Source organism: Paenibacillus sp. J31P13 (genome assembly GCF_056269295.1).
Map to the genome: position 1 here is coordinate 331404 of NZ_JBWDNR010000001.1, position 21089 is coordinate 352492.

Annotated in this window: 15 protein-coding genes; 14 read left to right on the forward strand and 1 reads right to left on the reverse strand. The window is 42.3% G+C overall.

Annotated elements, in window-relative coordinates; genetic code table 11:
• From AC0YOD_RS01300 to cysK, 7 genes are read left to right on the forward strand one after another with little or no spacing between them, the layout of a single operon-like run.
• Entirely contained in the window at positions 1-2142 is a 2142-nt protein-coding gene (locus tag AC0YOD_RS01300; RefSeq protein WP_475797444.1) for a YIP1 family protein, read from the forward strand.
• The gene (locus AC0YOD_RS01305) at positions 2139-4424 is read left to right on the forward strand and encodes a DUF5696 domain-containing protein (RefSeq protein WP_475797445.1); all 2286 of its coding nucleotides are present in this window, start codon (positions 2139-2141) and stop codon (positions 4422-4424) included. The genes AC0YOD_RS01300 and AC0YOD_RS01305 overlap by 4 nt, the downstream gene beginning before the upstream one ends.
• The gene (locus AC0YOD_RS01310; RefSeq protein WP_475797446.1) at positions 4421-5281 is read left to right on the forward strand and encodes a carbohydrate ABC transporter permease; all 861 of its coding nucleotides are present in this window, start codon (positions 4421-4423) and stop codon (positions 5279-5281) included. The genes AC0YOD_RS01305 and AC0YOD_RS01310 overlap by 4 nt, the downstream gene beginning before the upstream one ends.
• Positions 5282-5298: 17 nt before the next feature.
• On the forward strand, positions 5299-6213 hold the full coding sequence (locus tag AC0YOD_RS01315; RefSeq protein WP_475797447.1) for a carbohydrate ABC transporter permease: 915 nt from the start codon (positions 5299-5301) through the stop codon (positions 6211-6213).
• A 25-nt stretch (positions 6214-6238) separates the two neighbouring features.
• A complete protein-coding gene (locus AC0YOD_RS01320; RefSeq protein ID WP_475797448.1) occupies positions 6239-7993 on the forward strand; it encodes an ABC transporter ATP-binding protein in 1755 nt (584 codons plus the stop codon).
• Entirely contained in the window at positions 7977-9800 is a 1824-nt protein-coding gene (locus AC0YOD_RS01325) for an ABC transporter ATP-binding protein (RefSeq protein WP_475797449.1), read from the forward strand. Before AC0YOD_RS01320 ends, AC0YOD_RS01325 begins: the two co-directional genes overlap by 17 nt.
• A gap of 24 nt (positions 9801-9824) precedes the next feature.
• Positions 9825-10772 carry a cysteine synthase A gene (gene cysK, locus AC0YOD_RS01330; RefSeq protein ID WP_475797450.1) on the forward strand — a complete coding sequence of 316 codons (948 nt, stop codon included), beginning with the start codon at positions 9825-9827 and terminating at the stop codon, positions 10770-10772.
• A 110-nt stretch (positions 10773-10882) separates the two neighbouring features.
• Here cysK and AC0YOD_RS01335 read toward each other — a convergent pair whose 3' ends face one another.
• Positions 10883-12070 (reverse strand): MFS transporter, encoded by a 1188-nt coding sequence (locus tag AC0YOD_RS01335; protein ID WP_475797451.1) that lies wholly within the window; start codon positions 12068-12070, stop codon positions 10883-10885.
• 290 nt (positions 12071-12360) lie between these two features.
• Here AC0YOD_RS01335 and AC0YOD_RS01340 point away from each other — a divergent pair, with 290 nt between their 5' ends.
• The 7 genes from AC0YOD_RS01340 to AC0YOD_RS01370 all read left to right on the forward strand — a co-directional run bounded on the left by AC0YOD_RS01340 (position 12361) and on the right by AC0YOD_RS01370 (position 20950).
• Positions 12361-13326 carry an ABC transporter permease gene (locus AC0YOD_RS01340; protein WP_475797452.1) on the forward strand — a complete coding sequence of 322 codons (966 nt, stop codon included), beginning with the start codon at positions 12361-12363 and terminating at the stop codon, positions 13324-13326.
• Between the two features lie 20 nt (positions 13327-13346).
• On the forward strand, positions 13347-14237 hold the full coding sequence (locus tag AC0YOD_RS01345) for a carbohydrate ABC transporter permease (RefSeq protein WP_475797453.1): 891 nt from the start codon (positions 13347-13349) through the stop codon (positions 14235-14237).
• Between the two features lie 23 nt (positions 14238-14260).
• Positions 14261-15925: an extracellular solute-binding protein gene (locus tag AC0YOD_RS01350; RefSeq protein WP_475797454.1), complete on the forward strand. Its 1665-nt coding sequence runs from the start codon at positions 14261-14263 to the stop codon at positions 15923-15925.
• An 80-nt stretch (positions 15926-16005) separates the two neighbouring features.
• Positions 16006-17763, forward strand: a complete 1758-nt coding sequence (locus AC0YOD_RS01355; protein ID WP_475797455.1) for a sensor histidine kinase — start codon at positions 16006-16008, stop codon at positions 17761-17763.
• A 19-nt stretch (positions 17764-17782) separates the two neighbouring features.
• On the forward strand, positions 17783-19351 hold the full coding sequence (locus AC0YOD_RS01360) for a response regulator transcription factor (protein WP_475797456.1): 1569 nt from the start codon (positions 17783-17785) through the stop codon (positions 19349-19351).
• A gap of 191 nt (positions 19352-19542) precedes the next feature.
• Positions 19543-20280, forward strand: coding sequence for a polyprenyl diphosphate synthase (uppS, locus tag AC0YOD_RS01365; RefSeq protein ID WP_475797457.1), 738 nt, complete (start codon positions 19543-19545; stop codon positions 20278-20280).
• A gap of 10 nt (positions 20281-20290) precedes the next feature.
• Positions 20291-20950 carry a Type 1 glutamine amidotransferase-like domain-containing protein gene (locus AC0YOD_RS01370; RefSeq protein ID WP_475797458.1) on the forward strand — a complete coding sequence of 220 codons (660 nt, stop codon included), beginning with the start codon at positions 20291-20293 and terminating at the stop codon, positions 20948-20950.
• Positions 20951-21089 lie beyond the last annotated feature (139 nt).

Genomic DNA, 21089 nt, shown 5'->3' on the forward strand with positions numbered 1-21089 from the left:
ATGCTTAAGCGGCTGATTACTCGCTTCTTGCCGCTTATGATTGCGGCAATGGCTGCAATAGTTTCCATTTATCCAAACCACGTATTCGCGGATGTTCCTTACCAAACCTACTATAAAGACAATTATAATCAGCTCTTTGAGATGCAAGCTGCTTATACCCCGGCGGGAGTCATTGGAAGAGAGCTGTTCCTACCGGATCCATCTAATCCGAATGGAACGGTATACTCACCCTTGAAGCAGCCTCAGGACTTGTTCATCGATCAAAAGGATCATATTTATATTGCGGATACGGGCAATAACCGAATTGTTCATTTGGATGCAAGCGGGAAGTTGGTTCGTATCTTGGATTTCCCTGACAGTCCGTTAAATCGTCCGCAAGGCCTATTTGTAGATACCAATGGCGATATCTACATTGCAGACACAGGCAATCATCGCGTACTGCGGTTGAATGCGGAAGGCAAGCTATTGCGTCAGTTCGATAGGCCGGAATCAAAGCTTATTCCAGAGGCATTCAAGTTTGATCCGATCAAACTCGTTGTGGATAAGCGGGGGTTCCTTTATATTGCGACGTTAGGCGGCTACCAGGGACTGCTTCAGCTAGATCCTAATGGTGAATTTCAAAGCTTCTTTGGTGCAAATAAAACGGGCTTCTCCTTTACGGATTCCATCAAGCGATTGTTGTATTCGAGTGAGATGTATGAACGTGAAATAAGCAAGCTGCCGGGATCAATCGCCAGCACGGATAAGGATGAGAATGGTTTTATTTATACGGTTACGAAAGAAGTACGAACAGGGCAGCTGAAAAAGCTCAATATTGCGGGATTAGATCAGCTTGCAGGCAAAGGGGAATTCGCGGATACATTATCGGACGGCAGCTATGGTGAATATGTGCACCGTGTAGGGCGTTCGGGCGGTCCGCAGCTGCATGATTTGACTGTAGATAGAAACGGAAATATTACCGTCGTGGATTCCAAGCTAAATATAGTCAGTCAATACGACGGGAATGGCAATCTGCTCTTCTTCTGGGGCGGGGAGCTCGAGGATACAACGACTAAGCTTGGCATTGTCAAAATACCAGCAGCCATTGAAACGAATGCCGCGGGTGATCTCTTCATTCTCGATAGTGAAAATAGTATTGTACAGACCTATCGGCTCTCTGAATTTGGCGCACTTGTACATAAAGCCAATCAACTCACACAGGATGGTCGGTATGAGGAAAGTGAGCCGCTTTGGCTTGAAGTGAATCGGCTGCATGCTTATTATGCACCGGCTATTTTAGGACTTGCGAAGGCTGCGTACAAGAAAGGGGAATACGAAAGAGCACAGTCGTTATTCAAGCAAGCAGGCTGGGCGCAGGGCTATTCCGATTCCTACTGGCAAAATCGTCTGCTCTGGTTTCAGTCTAATTTCGGCCTATTTATGAATGTACTTTTCGCAGCCATTATTCTCTTCTTCCTAGTGAAATTTGGAGCTAGGAGATTTGGTTGGAACAATCGCAAGAAGGAAAGGGAGAAGAATGGACATCCGCTAATCGGTCAGCTAAAGCATGTTTTCTATGTCATGAAGCATCCCATTGATGGCTTCCATGCTATCCGTTATGAGCAAAAAGGAAGCTTGCTTAGCAGCTTCATCATACTTCTGTTTGCTGTTGCATCCTATGCTGTCATGCGTGCAGGCATCAGCTTTATTTTCAATCCTTCTATTATTATAAATGTTGAAATCATTACGGTCCTCATTCAATTCATTGTGATCTGGATCAGCTTTGTCATATGCAATTATTTAATCAGCTCCTTGCATCAAGGTGAAGGACGTTTTCGGGATGTATTTAACGGAAGCGCCTATGCTCTTTTTCCATTCATTTTATTGGGAGTGCCGTTAACGCTGCTTTCCAATGTAATGACGCTCAGCGAGCAATCTATATTCAGTTTTCTAGAATTCGGCTTGTATGGATGGGTTGCTTTGCTTATTTTCTGGAAGGTGCAGGGCATTCAAAACTATAGCGTAGGGGAAACAATCATTAATTTGCTGCTGTCGCTTCTCACGATGTTCATTGGCGCAGTATTGTTGTTTATCGTATTCAGCTTATCGTCAGAGCTCATTAACTTTATTTATTCGGTCTATCAGGAGGTGACGATCCGATGAAAAGAAAAATGATCGCTTACTTAGCGGGTGCAGGGATCGTAGTGCTCCTGATTATCGGATTAATCATTCTGATTCAGTCCAGCGCAGGCGCGAAGACAGCTTCAGTGAAACAGGCTGAAGAGGAAGCATCACATGCAGCTGCAAGAGCTACAAAAGGAAATATAGCTGCATCGGCACCCACAGAGCCAGGACTTCCCATCGATGCCGATTTCATTAAGACGGCGGAGTCGGAGCGTTTTGTGCTATGGGTGGATAACAGAACAGCTCACTTCAAGCTAGAGAGCAAGCAATCGGGAAAGATATGGCGTTCTTATCCGAACCCTGACTATTGGGAATCCGAGACGACGACAGGCACATGGAAGAGCAGCTTGATGTCTCCAATAATGGTCGAATATATTGATGCTTCCAACTCCAAATCACAATCGAAGATCACCAATTGGATGGAGGAAAGGGGTGTATTAGAGAGCTTTGAGACGATAAAAGACGGCTTTCGGGTCACCTTCCATTTTACAAGCACGGGGTTCAAGGTTCCTGTTGAAGTCACGCTTGCTCACGATTATGTAGAAACGAAGATTATAGATAATGAGATTGTAGAAGGCAAGCTAAGCTTACTTAATCTTAAGCTGTATCCACTATTTGGCGCTGAGCCCTCACGTGGGCAAGAAGGTTATTTGCTGCTGCCAGACGGATCAGGCGCATTAGTGAAGTTCGATGAGAATCGGACGAATGACAAATCCATTTATCGTGAAAATGTGTATGGCGCCGACCTCTCATTTTATAATGATAAAACGAATAGGAAAGAGATAAAAATGCCGATTTTCGGATTGAAGTCTGGTGACCAATCCTTTCTCGGTGTGATGACCAGCGGAGAAGAATATGCGAAGCTATTCGCAGCTCCTGCGGGGGCATTAGGGCAATCCAATTGGATAACGCCAGAATGGCAATATCGGACTAAGTTTTTTCAAAGCACGAACAAGCAAGGAAATGAAGGCTTCTATACGTATAGCAAAGACAGGTTCGAAGCACCGTCTCGCGGGGTGAGGTATTATCCGCTGGAAGGGGAGAGGACCGACTATACAGCGCTGGCAGCAACATATCGAAATTATTTAATAGAAGAGAACGGTTTGGAGCGTTTGAAGGCATCAGCTTCTGGTATTCCGCTATACGTCGATATTATTGGCGCTGATGTGAAGGAAGGCTTGCTATGGGATGACTATATCAAAGGGACGACAACGAAACAAGCGGGAGTCATGGTGAAGGAGCTTCATGATTCTGGCATCTCTAATTTAACCGTCTTCTATTCTGGTTGGCAGAAGTGGGGATACAGCTCCTATGGCGGATTGTTCCCAGTGGATAGACGGCTGGGTGGCAATGCTGGCATGAAATCCTTTATTGAAGCGGCACATGAACTGGATTCTAGCGTTTATTTGTCGGCTAATTACTCGCTGAACAGCAGTGGTCGCGGCGGTTTCTGGGCACTGAATGATGGACTGCGGAATCTAGCGGGAACATTGCAGAAGCAGTCTATAAAGGGGAATGATGATAGCGTCACGCTTACTAGTCCGCTCTATGGCATTCAGGAGGCTAAGTCCGATCTCGCTCATTACAAGGAGCTAGGCGCGGATGGGCTTCTATTCACAGGCGGCATTGGCAGTGCGTTGAATACAGATTTCAACAGTCGCTACAAGGCGAGCAGGGCTGATGTTTTGACGGGCCAGCAGTCTCTCATTGCCCTCGCGAAGAAGGAGCTCCGCGGTGTTGGTGTAGAGAATGGCGGGTTCTATTCACTTGCTGGTGTTAATCACATTCATCGAATGGCAGATGACTACTCCTATGATATTTTCGTAGATGAAGCGATTCCTTTCTCGCAAATTGTTCTGCATGGGCTTATCACTTATTCTTCGGAGTGGGCGAACCTGCGTGATGAGTATAATACCGACTTCTTGCGAAGCATCGAGTTTGGCGCCTATCCTTCATACGTCTTTACCGCTGCTTCTTCAGATCAATTCAAGCAAGCGTATTCCATTTGGTACTACAGCATGAATTATCGCGACTGGAAGATATCTGCGGCAGAGCAATATAAGCGAATGAATGAAGCGCTTGGCGATGTACAGGATCATTTTATTATCGGACATCGGACGCTTGCTTCAGGTGTGAAGGAAACGGTATACGAGGGCGGCAAAACAATCATTGTTAATTATAATGAGGAGCCGTATAGAAGTGGAAGTACGCTAGTTGCAGGGAAAAACTTTATTGTGAAGATGGGAGACGGAGCGAAATGAAAGGCAAACTGAACGTAGTCACGCTTCGCAAGCTGGAGGGCTCCTTGTTCATTGCACCTTGGATAATCGGCTTTCTAGCCTTTGTTGCCTTCCCGCTCGGTTATTCGCTTTACATGAGCTTTCATCAGGTGCGTATAACCGTGACAGGCGTTAATACAACGCCTGTCGGCATGCAATACTATCGGGAAATTTTGTTCGCTGACGGTGGTTTGCTGTATGATGACCTGTTCCCGTTTCTAAGAGAAGCGCTAGTGATGATTCCCATTATTATTGTGTTTTCACTGCTGATCGCTATTTTGTTGAATTTGAAGTTCTATGGGCGCACGATATTTCGGGTCATCTTCTTTCTGCCGGTTATCTTCTCGTCAGGTCAAATTATTACGGAATTTATTGCGCAGGGTGAAGGCGAGCTAGCCATCATCAAAGGTCTGCGTGTGGACTCCTTCTTAGCTGATTATATCCCTGCTGCATGGGCAGGACCGATTGAGAATGTCATCGGCTCCTTCGTACTCATCCTTTGGTATTCAGGCGTTCAGATTTTAATTTTTCTTGCGGGACGTCAGACGATATCGGCATCGGTCTACGAGGCTGCGCGTATTGACGGTGCTGATCCTTGGAGTACCTTTTGGAAAATTACTTTGCCGGGTCTTACTCCATTTATTTTCTTGAACGTCATTTATACGATCGTTGATTTATTCACCTTCCCGTCAAATCCGATCATTAGTAAGGTCACAACGGAGAACTATGGTGTATCCAGCGCACTTGCGTGGATTTACTTCATGATTGTTCTATTATTTATCGGGCTTGCGATGTTGATTTTCAGCAGAGTAAATAAATCATTGGCGATCAAGCGCTAATCGGAAAGAGGTGCCGAGTGGGAAAATTAACGGGGATTAGAAAGAAACTTATTGGTATAGAAGCGGATAAAGGCTTGCTCTTCCGAATGTTTATGTACCTGCTGCTTATTGATGTCGCGTTCATTTATTTGAAGCCGGTATTTTATATGGTAACGACGATGGTGAAAAATGCGGGAGATCTGCTTAATCCAGCCGTCATATGGGTGCCAAGTGCGATTTATGGCGGACATTTGGCAGAAGCCTACAAGCTGCTAAATTACTTGGAGAGCTTCACGATAAGCTTGACGGTCTCAACACTGGTAGCTGTGCTGCAAGTTATATCCTGCGCAGTAGCGGGGTACGCATTTGCTCGTTTGCAATTTCCATTTAAGAAATTAATATTTGCTGCACTGCTGTTCACGTTTATCATGCCTCCGCAAGTTACGATACTCCCATCTATTTTATTGTTCAAGGAATTGGGCTGGATTAATACGTTTGCGCCGATGGTTGTGCCTGCTTTATTCGGTCATGGTCTTAAAGGTGCTTTGTTTGTTATTATTTTTCGTCAATTTTTTTCCACTCTTCCGAAGGAAATGGAGGAAGCAGCGCGAATGGATGGAGCAGGGGTATTTCGCATATTCTTCCGTGTCATGCTGCCGATTTCAAAGTCTGCTATTGTTGTCGTCTTTTTATTCTCTTTTGTGTGGACTTGGAATGACGCTTATTATCCTTCAATGTACATGTTTGGCGCCTCGGATATTCCACTTTCAATTGGAATGGCTAAGCTGAATGCATCACTGAGTATGGAGTCCGATCAGGGAGGTTTGCGCGTATTTGTTGAACCGCTCAAAATGGCAGCTTCGTTTTTGATCATATTGCCTCTGCTTTTACTCTATACTTTTACTCAGCGATGGTTTGTTGAAGGCGTGGAGCGGACGGGTCTTGTGGAGTAAATAACAGATAGGAAGTGATAGTCATTTGAAGTCACAGAGGATTCTGGCAGATTTTTTTAAAGAGACGTGGCATATTTATTTTTTCTCGATTCTGTTTCATTTGATAGCGAACAGCATTAATGTTCAATTTCCGAAGGTGCTCGGCGACTTTACCAATGCGTTAGAGGCGGGACAATTATCACAAGCGGCTGTCGTCAAATACAGCTGGCAGCTGCTTGGTATTGGAGCAGGCTTCGCGCTAATTGGGGGCTTAGCGCAATATTTGGTTATGTATGTCGGTCGGTTATTCGAATTTTTGACAAGGAGGAAGCTGTTTAATCATTTTACTGAACTGAGTGAGAGCTTTTATTCCAAGAATGGTGTAGGCAAGCTGCTCAGCTATTTCATGAATGATGTGACATCTGTTCGGGAATCAATCTCGATGGGTGTCAATCAGACGGCTGGAGCGACAATCTTGTTGGTTGCAACGGTCACGATGCTCCTGCTTAGTGATATTCCAGTCTATTTAATCATTGCCTGCATCGTTCCCTTGCTTGTTATTCCTATTATTGTCGTGAAATTTGGGCCTGTTATTCGCAAACGATCGCTGAAGGTTCAGGAATCACTGGGAACGATGACAGAGTCTGCTGAGGAACAATTCGGCGGTATTCGTGTTACCAAGAAATTCGCGGTTGAGTCGATCATGAACCGCAGATTTGGCGAGACGGTTGATCGCATTCGAGACAATCAGCTTCATCTCGTGCGAGTATCCTCCTTTTTCCAAGCACTTATTCCGTTTCTTGGTTCACTATCGCTTATTATTGGACTTACGCTAGGCGGTTATTTGACCATTACGAAGCAGATACCGCTCGGAAGCTTTGTAGCGCTTATGTTTTATATTCGAATGCTAATGAACCCGCTGCAGCAAATCGGCAACGTTATCAATACGATGCAGCGTTCGCGCGCATCGCTGGAGAGGCTGAATGATTTGCTTAGCAAGAAGCCGGATATTGAACAATTTAAGGATGCGCTTGCTCTTGATTTCGAGCATGCCGGCATTCATATTCGTGATCTAACCTTTTCCTATGAGGATGCCTCTAAGGAAGCCTTGCATGGGATCAATTTGGATATTAAACCTGGAACGACACTTGGCATCGTCGGTAGAACAGGCAGCGGCAAGACCACTTTAATGAAGCTGCTGCTGCGTACGTATGATCCTCCGCCAGGCACCATTTGGTTTGATGATACCGATATTCGTGAGCTGACGCTAGAGAGCTTGCGCGGTCAGATCGCTTATGTGCCGCAGGATGGCTTTCTGTTCAGTACGACAATTAGGGAGAACATCGCCTTTTATCAGAGAGACGCAACGATCGAACAAGTAGAAGCAGCGGCTAAGCAAGCGCAAATCTATAACAATATTATTGAATTTCCCAATCGCTTCGATACGAAGCTGGGGGAGAGAGGCGTAACCTTATCCGGCGGGCAGCGTCAGCGAACCAGTCTGGCTCGAGGCATTATTAAGGGATCGCCCGTTATGATTCTAGATGACAGTGTAAGTGCTGTTGATGCGGTGACGGAGACCGATATTATTGAATCCATACGCTCCAGCAGAAAAGGAAAGACGACAATTTTGATTGCGCATCGTATAAGTGCTTTGAAGCATGCGGATGAAATTATCGTGATGGATGAGGGAGAAATCGTTCAGCGTGGCACGCATGAGCAATTGCTCGCGCAGGAGGGTCTTTACGCTGTACTTCATGCGATTCAAGAGGAGGGAAGTCAGCATGCCGCAGGCCATTAATAATTGGCAGATGGATCAGAAGGCCGATATGAACGGTCCGACTGCCAAACCCAAATACTTTTCTACCTTTCGAGTGTTATTGCGGTATATTAAGCCGCATCGGTTAGCCTTTATTGGAGTATTCTTCAGTACGATCATTGCCATTGCGGCTGAGCTGCTGCAGCCCTATCTCGTTAAAATTGCGATCGATGATCATCTGATGGCTGGCAAAGATTATAAAGGTGTACTCCTTATTGGCGGCGTGTATCTCGTCCTGTCACTATTGAGTCTACTATTTACTTATATACAAAATAATTTATTGCAATACGCAGGTCAGAGCATCGTCGCTAAAATTCGCAAGCAGTTATTCGAGCATATTACGAAGCTTTCGATGTCCTATTTTGACAAGGTGCCGAGCGGCAGTCTCATTACCCATGTATCGAGTGATACAGAAGCATTGAATCAATTCTTTAATCAAGTGCTGCTAAGCTTGCTTCGAGACGGCATGACACTAATCTTTATTATTGTACTGATGTTTCAGCTGGACGTTACATTGACGTTATATTGTTTAATCTTACTGCCCCTCATTGCTTTAATCGCTATTGGATTCCGTTCATACATGCGGAAGACGTACCAAATGGCTCGAACGCGCTTATCTCGTCTTGTTGCATTCGTGGCAGAAAATCTATCCGGTATGAACCTTATTCAAGTGTTTCATCAAGAGAGAGAGCAGGGCAAGCAATTTACGGAGCGTAATAACTCCTATTTCCAAGCGAATGTGAGGGAGATCCGCACGAATGTGCTGTTTAACCGCTCCTTTGAAATATTAAGCAATATATCAATCGCTTTGGTCATTTGGCTTGGCGGCTCGGCGGTTATTGACACAGCGCTTGAGTTCGGTGTCTTGTATGCGTTTATTACCTACATTCGCCAGTTCTTTCAGCCCATCAATAATATTACGCAGCAGTGGAACACCCTTCAAGCGGCAACGGTTGCGGTAAATCGGATTTGGGGTATTTTTGCCATTCAGCCTGATGTCAAGGATAAGCCGGAATTGACCAACTTGCCGATCTCAGAGGTGCAAGGTCGTATTGATTTCAATGAGGTATCCTTCGCATACACACCAGGAAGCCCTGTCATACGAAATCTTGATCTTCATATTGGAGCAGGAGAAATGATTGGCATTGTAGGCACGACGGGAGCAGGCAAGAGTTCTTTAATTAGCTTGTTATGCCGTTTCTATGATGTGCAGCAGGGCAGCGTCCAGATTGACGGAACGGACATTCGAGATATTCCGCAGGCTTCGCTTCATCATATTGTTGGTCTTGTACAACAGGAGCCGTATCTATACTCGGGCTCGATACTTGATAATGTGCGTCTGTTCGATGAGAGTATTTCGAGAGAAGCGGTTATACGTGCTTGTGAATTTGTAGGTGCAGATTCATTGATCTTGCAAATGAAGGATGGCTACGACACAAGGCTTTCTGAACGAGGAAGCGGTTTATCAGCCGGTGAGCGTCAGCTAATTTCATTCGCTAGAATTATCGTATTCGAGCCGAAAATATTAATTTTAGACGAGGCGACAGCAAACCTTGACTCTCATACGGAGCAGCTGATTAGCTCAGCACTGGGGCTTGTTTCGGTGGGCAGGACGACGCTTGTCATTGCGCATCGATTGTCAACCGTTATGGGAGCTGATCGCATTTTGGTCATGAAGAAGGGTGAGATTATCGAGTCTGGCACGCATTCAGAGCTGCTGGCACGTGGAGGCTACTACAAGGAAATGTACCGCCACTCTCAAGGGAGTTCGATAATCGAGGCTGGATAAAGCATATATGAGGAGGAATAGGGTATGTCGAAGGTCGTTCAGAACATAACGGAGCTAATAGGAAATACACCGCTCGTAAAGCTAGGTCAGATTGTCCCTGAGGACAGTGCGGAAATTTATTTGAAGCTGGAGTTCATTAATCCGGGCAGCAGCGTAAAGGATCGGATCGCACTGAGCATCATTACGGAGGCGGAGCGGGAAGGCAAGTTGAAGCACGGCGATACCATTATTGAAGCAACGAGCGGTAATACTGGCATTGGGATAGCTATGGTCGCAGCAGCACGGGGCTATAAATCGATTATCGTCATGCCGGAGACGATGAGCTTGGAGCGAAGAAGCTTACTAAAGGCGTTCGGAGCGGAGCTCGTCCTTACGCCCGGCGCAGAAGGGATGAAGGGAGCCATTCGTGTTGCGAAGGAAATTTTAGATCGCAATCCGCATTATTATCCAGCTCAGCAATTCGATAATGAAGCGAATGTGAAAATTCATCGTGAAACGACAGGACCGGAAATTGTTGAGGCTGTAAATCATTCTTTGGACGGTCAGTTAGATGCATTTGTTGCAGGTATTGGAACAGGGGGCACCATTACAGGAGCAGGTGAAGTGCTTCGTCAGCATTTTCCTAACATCCATATTGTAGCAGTAGAGCCTGCCGCATCACCGGTACTGTCTGGAGGTGCCGCCGCTCCTCACAAGATTCAAGGAATTGGCGCGGGCTTCATACCATCCATATTAGATACGGAAGTATATGACGAGATCATTCAGGTGCAAAACGAGCAAGCTTTCGAAGTAGCTCGCCAAGTGGCAAAGGAGGAAGGAATTCTGGGAGGCATATCATCGGGAGCAGCGATCTACGCTGCTCTGCAGGTAGCCCAAAAGCTAGGCAAAGGAAAACGTGTTGTGGTTATTATACCGAGTAATGGTGAACGTTATCTATCCACCGTGCTTTACCAAGAGGAGCAGCAGCTATAAATCACATTCAAATATAACCTACTCGCGGTCCGATTATCAGACTAGGACCCAAAGAAAAGGGTTGAACAGGAATTTTATGCTGTTCAACCCTTTTTTCTATTTCCCTTTGTTTAAGAAACATCTTTGGTTACGAGTGTTTTTGAATCACGTCCCCTCCAGAAGAAGAAAGCGAATACCCCCATACATAAGAGTGCGATGATCGAATTATACGTAAATACGTTGCGGATACCATAGCTGGTCGTTGCAATACCGCCAGCGAAGCTGCCAATGATACGGGCAACGCCAAGATTCATCAAACCGTTGAATGTTTGACCGCTCGCTTTTAATTCCATAGGTACTTCTTTGTTAATGTAGGTTGCCATTGTGACGGATAAGACGATGAACATGAGTCCATGCAAAGCCTGTACAGGAAGAACCCAAATTGGTGCTTCTATGATAGAAAATAGATACCAGCGCAATGCCGTAAACGCCGCAGCGCCTAATAAAATAAAAGGAATCTTCACTCGTTTGAATATTTTGTCTGCAAATAATAAGAAGGGTACTTCACTTAATGATGAAATTACCATTGACCAGCCGATCATGACGTTATCTCCGCCAAGCTCTCTGAAATACATAGGGAAGAATGAGTAATAGTAGCCTAAAGTGATCTGCAAGATAAAATTGATTCCAAAATAGAGCATAAGCATGCGGTTGCGGAAGAGCACCAGGATCGACATTTTTCGGCCCTGCGATTGATGTCCTTCTACTCTTGGGAACTTTAGAACGAGCAGGAAAGCGACAACAATGATGCTGGAATAAACGGCAAATAAGGAGCCGATATGGTTTTTGGAAATGATCCCGAATACGAGAGACATAATAGCAAAGCCAATCGTTCCTCCCAGACGGATATGTCCGAATTTACCTAATTTATGCTTGTCCAATACCTCTAGCGTAATGGTGTCGCTGATCGCAAATATCGAGGTTTGGAAAAAAGTAAAGATACAAATCATGAGCAATAAGTAAGTGAACGCATTAGACAAGGGGTATAAAATCATCGTAATCCCGCAGCCACCCAGTAGGATGAGAAGGATTAAATTCTTCGTTCTCGCACGATCTCCAAGTGCTCCCCAGATGGGTTGAGCAAGAATAGCAACGAATGGACCTAAGCTAAGCAGCGTACCGATCTGCATGGCAGTGAAGCCGATATCCTGAAAATAAAGCGGAAGAAACGTGCCATATACGGCATTTCCAGCATAAATGAACACATAGAAGAACAAAAAGTAGCTTAAACTGGTCTTCACAGATTGACTATTCTTCATTAAGACACTCACCTTTGAACAAGTAGTTATGCACTAGCATTATACGGAATTATTTTACAAAAGAATAGTGTTATCCAAAAATCTCGTTCTATTTTTATATTAAGCTTTTTATTTTGTAGGGATAGTAGTGCATTTACTAGGGTAAGAAGTGCAATTCATGCGGTTGTCGCACAGTAGTAGAAAATAGATAATTTTAGAAGGAGGGAGGAAAATAGAGAGGATGCGCAGATTACCTTCTATTTCTGTAAAAAAACCGCTCTCAATTGAATGAATTAGAGGGGTGATTGTAAATGAAAAGCATAGTTGCAAAACGTACCGTATGGAGTGAACAACAAAAGCCCAATAAAAAAAGCTATATAAAGAGATTAAGCTCACAATATCAACTCTTGATTCTGTCTGTACCATTCATAGCGCTTATTATTTTGTTTAACTATGTACCTCTTTGGGGCTGGATCATGGCATTTCAGCAATATTCACCCGGGAAAGGGATATTTGGAAGCAAGTTTGTAGGGTTTGAGCATTTTGCGGCCTTGTTTCAGGATGAGATGTTTTTTTTAGTGCTTCGAAATACGTTAGTAATGAGCGTGATGAGCCTCACTACTGGTTTTTTTGGCGCTATACTTCTAGCCTTGCTGCTTAATGAAGTTCGCTCTAGTTTTTTTAAACGAACGATTCAAACGATTACCTACATTCCTCATTTTGTTTCATGGGTCGTTATTGCAAACATTGTAATGGTAACGCTTTCTCCAAATGGCGGTATTGTAAATGAATTGTTAATCAAATGGGGAATTGTTAGTGAACCGATCCTCTTTATGTCCAAAGGTGAATGGTTCTGGATTATTCACACCGTGTCCGGATTGTGGAAAGAGCTGGGCTGGAGTACGATCATCTATTTGGCTGTTCTAGTAGGTTTAAACCAAGAAACCTATGAAGCTGCCGAAGTAGATGGAGCAAATCGCTTTCAGCGAATGCTGCATATCTCTATACCAGGGCTAATGCCAACAGCGGTTATGTTGCTCATTCTGAATACAGGAAGCTTGATTGCAGGTGGTTATGAATCGCAGATGCTGCTCGGGAATCCTTTAGTTCAAGGGTATTCGAAGGTGCTCGATCTATATGCGCTTGATTATTCTTTTGGTATCGGACAGTATTCGTATGGGGTAGCCATTAGCATGTTTAAATCGGTTATCAGCATATTACTCGTTCTCTTTGTCAACAAAATTGCCAAAAAATTCGGACAAGCTCACGTATTTTAGAAGCGAAGGGAGAGGTCTGAATGCTTGCTAAAAGTAAACCTAATGATTTATTGTTCCAAATCATAAATAATTTGTTGTTGACGTTGCTGGGTATTATGACATTGTACCCTTTCCTGAATTTGCTCGCCATTTCACTAAATGATTCCGTAGATGCCAGTAGGGGCGGTATTTATCTTTTTCCAAGATTATTTTCACTTGATAACTACGCCATTATTTTTCGAAATAATCAATTGTATTCGGCTGCATTGCTTTCTGTAATAAGAACGTTAGTCGGTACAAGCTTGTCCGTTCTATGTACAATCATGCTTGCCTATACATTGAGTCGCAAGGAATTTTTACTTCGAAAACCATTCAACATTATACTTATTTTCAGCATGTATGTGAATGGCGGACTCATTCCGTTTTATGTACTTATCAAAAACTTGGAGCTAAATAATACCTTCTTGGTTTATATCATTCCGGGACTTATTGCCGCTTTTAATGTCATCATTATTCGCACTTTCTTTGAACAATTACCAGAAGGGTTAATTGAATCGGCCAAAATTGACGGTGCGAGTGATTTCGGCATATTATTTCGAGTCATACTGCCCATCAGTATGCCGGTTATCGCGACGATTACATTATTTGTAGCAGTTGGCCACTGGAATGCATGGTTCGATAATTATTTGTACAACAGTAAACAATCCTTATCATTATTGCAATATGAACTGATGAAAATTTTGACCGAATCGATGCAGCAAGTAACCTCAAGCGCTTCCGGGCATGTGGATAAGGAGGTGCTGAGTGTAACGACGCCGCAGTCTATTCGTGCCAGCATGACTATTATTGTTACTGTACCGATACTATTTGTTTATCCGTTTATGCAAAAATACTTTATTAAAGGCATTATGATAGGCGCAATGAAAGAATAATAGAGAATGAGGAGGGTATTTTTGTGAAAAAGATAATTTCTGTATTTGCATCACTCTGTATGCTCGTAACAATTCTTGCCGCTTGTTCAGGTAATGATGCGTCAAATCAAAATAAAGCTTCCAATACAGAAGGTGCAGAAGGGAAGCAAGCGCCAATTAAATATACACTGAATGTGCTCAATTCCCAATTTACTTGGAACAATAACGTTTCTCAGAAGCTGACGGAAGCAACAGGCGTTTCCTTCGACTATCTTCCGATTGTAGGGGACAGAAATCAAAAAATGGATCTCTGGTTAGCGGGTGAGGATTATCCAGACGTTCTTTATTTGCAGCCAAGACATATTGGAAAATACCGTGATGCGGGAGCAGTTATTCCGCTGGAGGACCTTATTGATCAATACGGTCCCAACATTAAGGCGAAGTTTGGTGATTATTTTGATCTATTAAAAGATGCTGACGGGCATATTTATTCTCTATTCAGTCCTAACCTTGCAGTAGAAACACCACCCAATAATGAAGCGAGTTTCCTTGTCCGCTATGATGTATTAAAGGATGCGGGTTACCCTGAAATTAAGACGCTAGATCAGCTATATACCTTGATTCAAGATTATTACAGCAAGCATCCGACTACTGAAACCGGTGAACGGACAATACCATTCTCTGGATACGGCGGTTCGGCAGAGCCTGACATGTTAACCAATAATCCTGCTTTTATGGCGGCAGGTTTGCCTGATCATGCGAGATTTCTCGTGAACAGTGATAATACCCTTTCGATTAACTTTGTATCCGAGCATATGAAAAAATATCTTGGTTTTCTGAATAAGCTATTCAACGCAAATTTGCTGGACAAGGAATTCTTTACAATGAATGCCGAGATGTCACAATCAAAATTGGCGCAAGGTACGGTTCTTGCTGGTTATTATCCTTCATGGACAATCGGGAATGCGGAACAAGCGCTTAGAGCTTCTGGCAAAGCTGAGCAGCAGTATGCAAGCTTCTCTCTATTATATAATGAACAAATAGTAGATCACACCAATACAAAAACACCGACGAACTCCAATAATAACTGGGCGATCTCCGATAAAGCCAAACATCCGGAACGCATCATTCAGTTTATTGATTTCTTGTTCACAGATGAAGGTCAAAAGCTGATTAACTGGGGTATAGAAGGTCTTCATTATGATGTGGTAGACGGAAAACGTGTTATGAATCAGGAATATGAGGATAAATTGGCTAAAAATACGGATTTGACATATATGGATGGTCCATCAGGGCCATATCAAGTACTTTCATTTGGAAACGGAAGTATGCTTGAAGATGGCGATTATGCAACGCCAATTACCAAAGATTACGTAAGTAGTAAATATGATTCGGCCACAATTGATTTTCTGGCGCACTATAACAAAAAGGTATGGGCAGAATTTCTGCCTGAACTAGAGACCGTTCCAGCCTATACCTGGCAATTAAATGAACCAGAAAGCAATAAAGTAGAACTGAAACGTATTGTTGATATTTACACAAGTGAGGTTCCAAAAATTGTCTTTTCCGGTGATGAACAGTCCTTCGAAAAATTATGGACGAATTATTCCAGCAAGGTGGATACAGCAGGGCGTGAAAAAGTCGAAAAAGCATGGTCAGATAATTGGCAAAGCTACATGAAGCAATACAATGATGCTGTAGGTAAGTAATATTGTAAATCACAACCTCACGATAATGGTATAATCGTGAGGTTGTTTCTTATGGAGCCAGGAAAGGTGATTAATCTATCATGAATATTCGCACAAAAATGTTTCTCAGTAATATGATGGTGGTTGCCATTCTACTTGGTTCCCTTGCTTATTTTTTGCAGCAATACAGCGGTGAAACGGTCTATAAAGAAATAGAGAAAAATAAAATGTACTCCTTATCTCAGCTATCTCAAAATATTGAAAATCTCCTGTTGTCTTATGAGCAATTAGTTGATTTTATGTTTACAAACGATGAAGTGCAAAATCGCATATCAACCGTCTATTCCTCAACACCTGAGGCTTATTATATGTATGCAGACTTTATTGAACCGCTTTCAAGTTCAATTTTGGGTTCAATGAATGTGCTCAATTTTAAGATATATACGGATAACGAATCCGCCCAAATGGGGATTATCCGACCTATAGAAGAAGCGTATGAACAGGAATGGTACAAGGACTATAAGATCAACCCAAGGAAATCTCGAAGCTGGACACCAGTAGAAGGCGACAATAAAATTATACGGCTTACGCAGCGATTGAATAATTTTGAGCTGGATGCAGAGATGTACATGACAGTGGATGTGGAGATTCGGCATATTTTCAAATTTATAGCGAAGGAAGATCTTAATCAACGTTATTTAGTCGCTTTTCCTGACGGAACTGTATTGTTTGACCGTAATGGAAGCAGTACAAGTTTGGGAGGGCAGCTGCAGGATGAGTTTTTTTATGAAGCATTAATAGAAAAAGAATCAGGAAGTCGATTGCTTGAGGAGAAGGGGAAAAATAACCTTCTACTATTCCAGACACTGCATTCCAAACGCAGTACTCAAGGCATAAAGGTCATATCGCTTATACCGATAGATGGCCTGTTGTCTAAGGTTAATGATATGAAGAAAGTGGCTTTAACTCTCTTTATCGTATCTCTCATTCTATCTTTCTTGCTGATGTATATCATTACAGCTAGTTTGACCAAAAAATTAATTCAAATGGCCAAAGGAATTAAACAAATGAATATGGAGAAGCTGCAGCCTCTTCAAGGTATTCAGGGAGACGATGAGATCGGTTATTTAAGTCGTGTCTTCAATGATATGATTATACGTTTAAACAAACTGATAGAAGAAGAATATAAATCGAAGCTGAAGAGTAAAGAATTGCAGTTGAAGGCAAAAGAATCTCAGCTGTATGAGCTGCAAGCGCAGATTAATCCACATTATTTATTCAATACCTTGAATGCGATTCGTGGAAGCCTGCTTAAAAGTGGAGATCACAAGCATACGGAAATCATCGATTTGTTTGCACAGTCCTTCCGAAATTTGCTGAATAGAAAGGGGCAGGTTGTCAAACTAAACGATGAATTGGATATAGTAAATACGTATTTGAGGGTGCAAACGATTCGATTTGGCGAGCGTCTCATTTATGAGATAAATGTGCCGGAATCGCTGCGGGAGCAAGCTATTCCCAGCTTATCGCTTCAAACATTAGTTGAGAATGTCATTATTCATGTGCTGGAAAGAAAGCCCGGTATTACGGTTATTTTAATCGAATCGAAAATAACAGAGCAAGGTGATTATTGGATCTCTGTAGAGGATAACGGTCCAGGACTGACCATGGCACAATGCAGCTATATAAAGAGTAAATTTGAAGAGCAATCCGATACAGATGATAATCAGAATATAGGACTTCGAAATATTCATCAAAGATTGCAATTGTTATTCGGTGAAAACTATGGATTAGAGATAGAAAGTGAAATTGGAATCGGAACCAAAATAGGGATGAGGCTGCCTCAAACGAATAAATAAAACTGGAGGAATGTTCGTCATGTTGAATGTTTTGCTGGTTGATGATGAGTACGGTGCAATAGAAGCGATGAAACATGTGGTGGAATGGAATGAGTTCGGATTTCAAATAGGCGGTGAGGCAAATAACGCGGATCAAGCACTTGAGATGATTGCACACTCCTATTACTCACTCATCATAACGGATATCAGAATGCCTGGATTGAACGGAATAGAGATGATTCGAGCCATTCGGAAGCTATCAAATGTACCCGTTATTGTTATGAGTGGTTTTGAGCATTTCAGCTATGCCAAGGAATGCTTTAAGCTGGGAGTAAAGGATTATTTGTTAAAGCCTGTTGTACGAGATGATTTGACGAGAGTACTTGATGATGTGAAGAATGAGTATATTCGCGAGAAACAGATTCACTATGGGTTGCCTGCGCTTAGAGAACAATTATTTAATCGTTGGGTTAGTGGTCATTTAAGGCAGGATGAGGTCATGGCGCAGTTTGCGCTATTACATATACATCTGGATAAATATATACGTTTTGGATTAATGGTCTTTGAGGTGGAATTTTCAGATCTGACAGATTCCTATTGGACGGAGTCAGAGATGCGTATTGTCCGATTTTCTGTTTGTAATATTGTAGAAGAATTGCTGGGCAGTAAGGGGTATTTGTTCCGAGTCAATAAGGATCGATATGGCATTGTTTTATTTGAAAAATCGGAGGCCTTTGGACAATCGGCGATGCTGGAGATCGCGCATATGATCCGTAAATGCACAAAGCAGTATGCTAAAGTAAATGTAACCATCGGTGTTTCTAATTTGACTGATACACCTTACAACATTGAGGAAGCTTTTGTTTTGGCAGAAAAATTGCTTGATAGAAAATTTCTCATTAGCGGACAACCTATTATTTCAACCGATCAATTCTTCGAATCACAAACAAGCAGCATAGAGAAAAGGACTGAAAGCGGACAATCGCTGTTGGAAGCAGTTAAGGAAGGCAATCGATCCGCTGTTCATTCTATACTTTCGGAACAGATGAGTGAATTAATAGAGGCTCAGTCTTCAAAGGAAACGGTTCAGTCGATGATTATTGAGTTATTTGTTCATTTATATCAATATCTGCAGGAAAAAACCAAACAAGAGGAAGACATTTTCCAAGCAAATATGAAGGACTATCTCAGCATTATGGAATACAAAACGATTGAAAAGCTGTTTGAATATGTGGAGCAAAAGTGTGTAAGCATTATGGATTACGTTTCAGAATCGCCGACATCACCGCCACATCGCATGGTGCAGAGGGTTAAGCGGATCATCAGTGAGGAATATGGGGAAAATATAAGCTTAAGAAGCATTGCGGACCAAATGTATATTAACCCAGCTTACTTAGGTAGAATATTTAAAGCATATGAAGGCATATCTTTTAACGACTATTTAATGCGCTACCGAATGGAGAAGGCAAAAGCACTGCTGGAAACCACAGATAAAAAGGTTTATGAAATCGCAACGCAGGTTGGATACAAGCAGTTGGATTGGTTCTATAAGAAATTCAAGGAATATACTGGAGCGAGCACGAGTGACTACCGTAAAGCCAGTGGATAACGTGAATGTAAGTGAGTTGGTACTGTGAGAAACCACTTCGTAAATGAAGTGGTTTTTTCTATGGAAACATAGAATTGTGCATACTAAAATATGGTATAGTTGGTTGGGTGGATGAAATAAATGCAGGCTGGAAAACATTTGATTTAAGTTAAGCACATACAGATATAAGAAAATAGAATGAGGTGACTATAATGAATCTATTACATTTAAATATAGCTCTAAAAAGCAGCAAAATGAAGAAAAAAGTGGATTGGAATGGACGTTTACCAAAACATATTGCTATCATGATGGATGGTAACGGACGATGGGCTAGCAAACGAGGATTACCGCGCACAGCAGGTCATTTTGCAGGTATGCAAACGATGAAAAATACGATTCAATATTGTCAGAATAACAAAGTGGACTTTCTAACGCTATATGCATTTTCGACCGAAAACTGGAAACGCCCACAACAAGAAGTGGATTACATCATTAGCTTAGTCCAAGAGTTTGTTACTGATAAAAGACTGAGTGAATTAAATAAAAACAACATAAAGATTAAATTCATCGGCGACATATCAAGGTTCAATCCAGATACGCAAAAGATAATGAATCATGCTGTAGCATCGACCAGCTCAAATAGTGGTATGACTGTTAATTTTGCTATGAACTATGGCGGTCGAGATGAGATTATACAAGCTGTTAAATCATACGTGAACGAAATAGATGGTGAGCCTACCATCGAGGAACTAGAAAAGTATCTGTACACTTCTGAATGCCCTCATCCAGAGCTTATTATAAGGACCAGCGGTGAAAAAAGATTAAGCGGATTTTTATTATGGCAATCTGCTCAGTCAGAACTATGGTTCACGGATGAGATGTGGCCAAGTTTTAATGAATTTCTATTTTATAAGGCTATATATGATTATCAGTGCAGGCAAAAACGATAAGGGGGATAACATGGATAAGCATTTATTTCTGTTTGGAGGCGGTCCTCCATTCACTTTAAATATGGCAAAACGGTTTGTAGAGCAAACAGCCCAAAAGAGTGCTCCTGTCTCAATCTTACTGGTTGAGAGAGAAGGTTGGGAAGAATATATGCCAAGGTATACGCAAGCCTTAATAGATTTAGGTTTAAAAGAGTTTTATTATTTACCTCTTCCTGTTACCCCTGTCGACGATGTAGTCAAAGCTATAAAAAATAGTTCTGGTATCTTTATTGGCGGTGGAGAAACGAATTTGTATGCGGATTACATTGTAGAAACATCAATATCCAGTGCAATAAAGGATAGCTATGAATCAGGTATCCCTGTTGCTGGTTTTTCGGCAGGTGCGTTAATAAGTCCTGAGCTTTGTGTTATTTCTCCTAAAGATAATGTAGAGTGCGTATTTCAACATAGAAAAGGTTTAGGATTAATAGACGATGTATTGATTGCGGTACATTTTACAGAGTGGGATGAAGAAGGTCATTTAAGAAATGCGGTCAATACCTTTAGTAACCATATAAATTACGGAATAGATGAAGAAACGGGTATTTATTTCCGAAATGGACAGATTGAAGCTACCGAGGGTAATGGTGTTTATACGATTGAAAATGAGATTTTAAAAAGAATTAATTAGTTTATATGCTAAGCTAAAGAGTATGGCTTTTTTTATATTTTAGATATGATCGAACGCGGAGGATCCTGGATGAAAGAGATGGCGTATTCGATTTGGATTGAGGCGGAAGAATTGCAATAGTTACATTTAAAGATGGCTC

Bases quoted from the DNA above. Each gene is read 5' to 3' on its own strand.
- AC0YOD_RS01300 (WP_475797444.1), top strand. From the start codon at position 1: ATGCTTAAGCGGCTGATTACTCGCTTCTTGCCGCTTATGATTGCGGCA.
- AC0YOD_RS01305 (WP_475797445.1), top strand. From the start codon at position 2,139: ATGAAAAGAAAAATGATCGCTTACTTAGCGGGTGCAGGGATCGTAGTG.
- AC0YOD_RS01310 (WP_475797446.1), top strand. From the start codon at position 4,421: ATGAAAGGCAAACTGAACGTAGTCACGCTTCGCAAGCTGGAGGGCTCC.
- AC0YOD_RS01325 (WP_475797449.1), top strand. From the start codon at position 7,977: ATGCCGCAGGCCATTAATAATTGGCAGATGGATCAGAAGGCCGATATG.
- cysK (WP_475797450.1), top strand. From the start codon at position 9,825: ATGTCGAAGGTCGTTCAGAACATAACGGAGCTAATAGGAAATACACCG.
- AC0YOD_RS01335 (WP_475797451.1), bottom strand. From the start codon at position 12,070: ATGAAGAATAGTCAATCTGTGAAGACCAGTTTAAGCTACTTTTTGTTC.
- AC0YOD_RS01340 (WP_475797452.1), top strand. From the start codon at position 12,361: ATGAAAAGCATAGTTGCAAAACGTACCGTATGGAGTGAACAACAAAAG.
- AC0YOD_RS01345 (WP_475797453.1), top strand. From the start codon at position 13,347: ATGCTTGCTAAAAGTAAACCTAATGATTTATTGTTCCAAATCATAAAT.
- AC0YOD_RS01355 (WP_475797455.1), top strand. From the start codon at position 16,006: ATGAATATTCGCACAAAAATGTTTCTCAGTAATATGATGGTGGTTGCC.
- AC0YOD_RS01360 (WP_475797456.1), top strand. From the start codon at position 17,783: ATGTTGAATGTTTTGCTGGTTGATGATGAGTACGGTGCAATAGAAGCG.
- uppS (WP_475797457.1), top strand. From the start codon at position 19,543: ATGAATCTATTACATTTAAATATAGCTCTAAAAAGCAGCAAAATGAAG.
- AC0YOD_RS01370 (WP_475797458.1), top strand. From the start codon at position 20,291: ATGGATAAGCATTTATTTCTGTTTGGAGGCGGTCCTCCATTCACTTTA.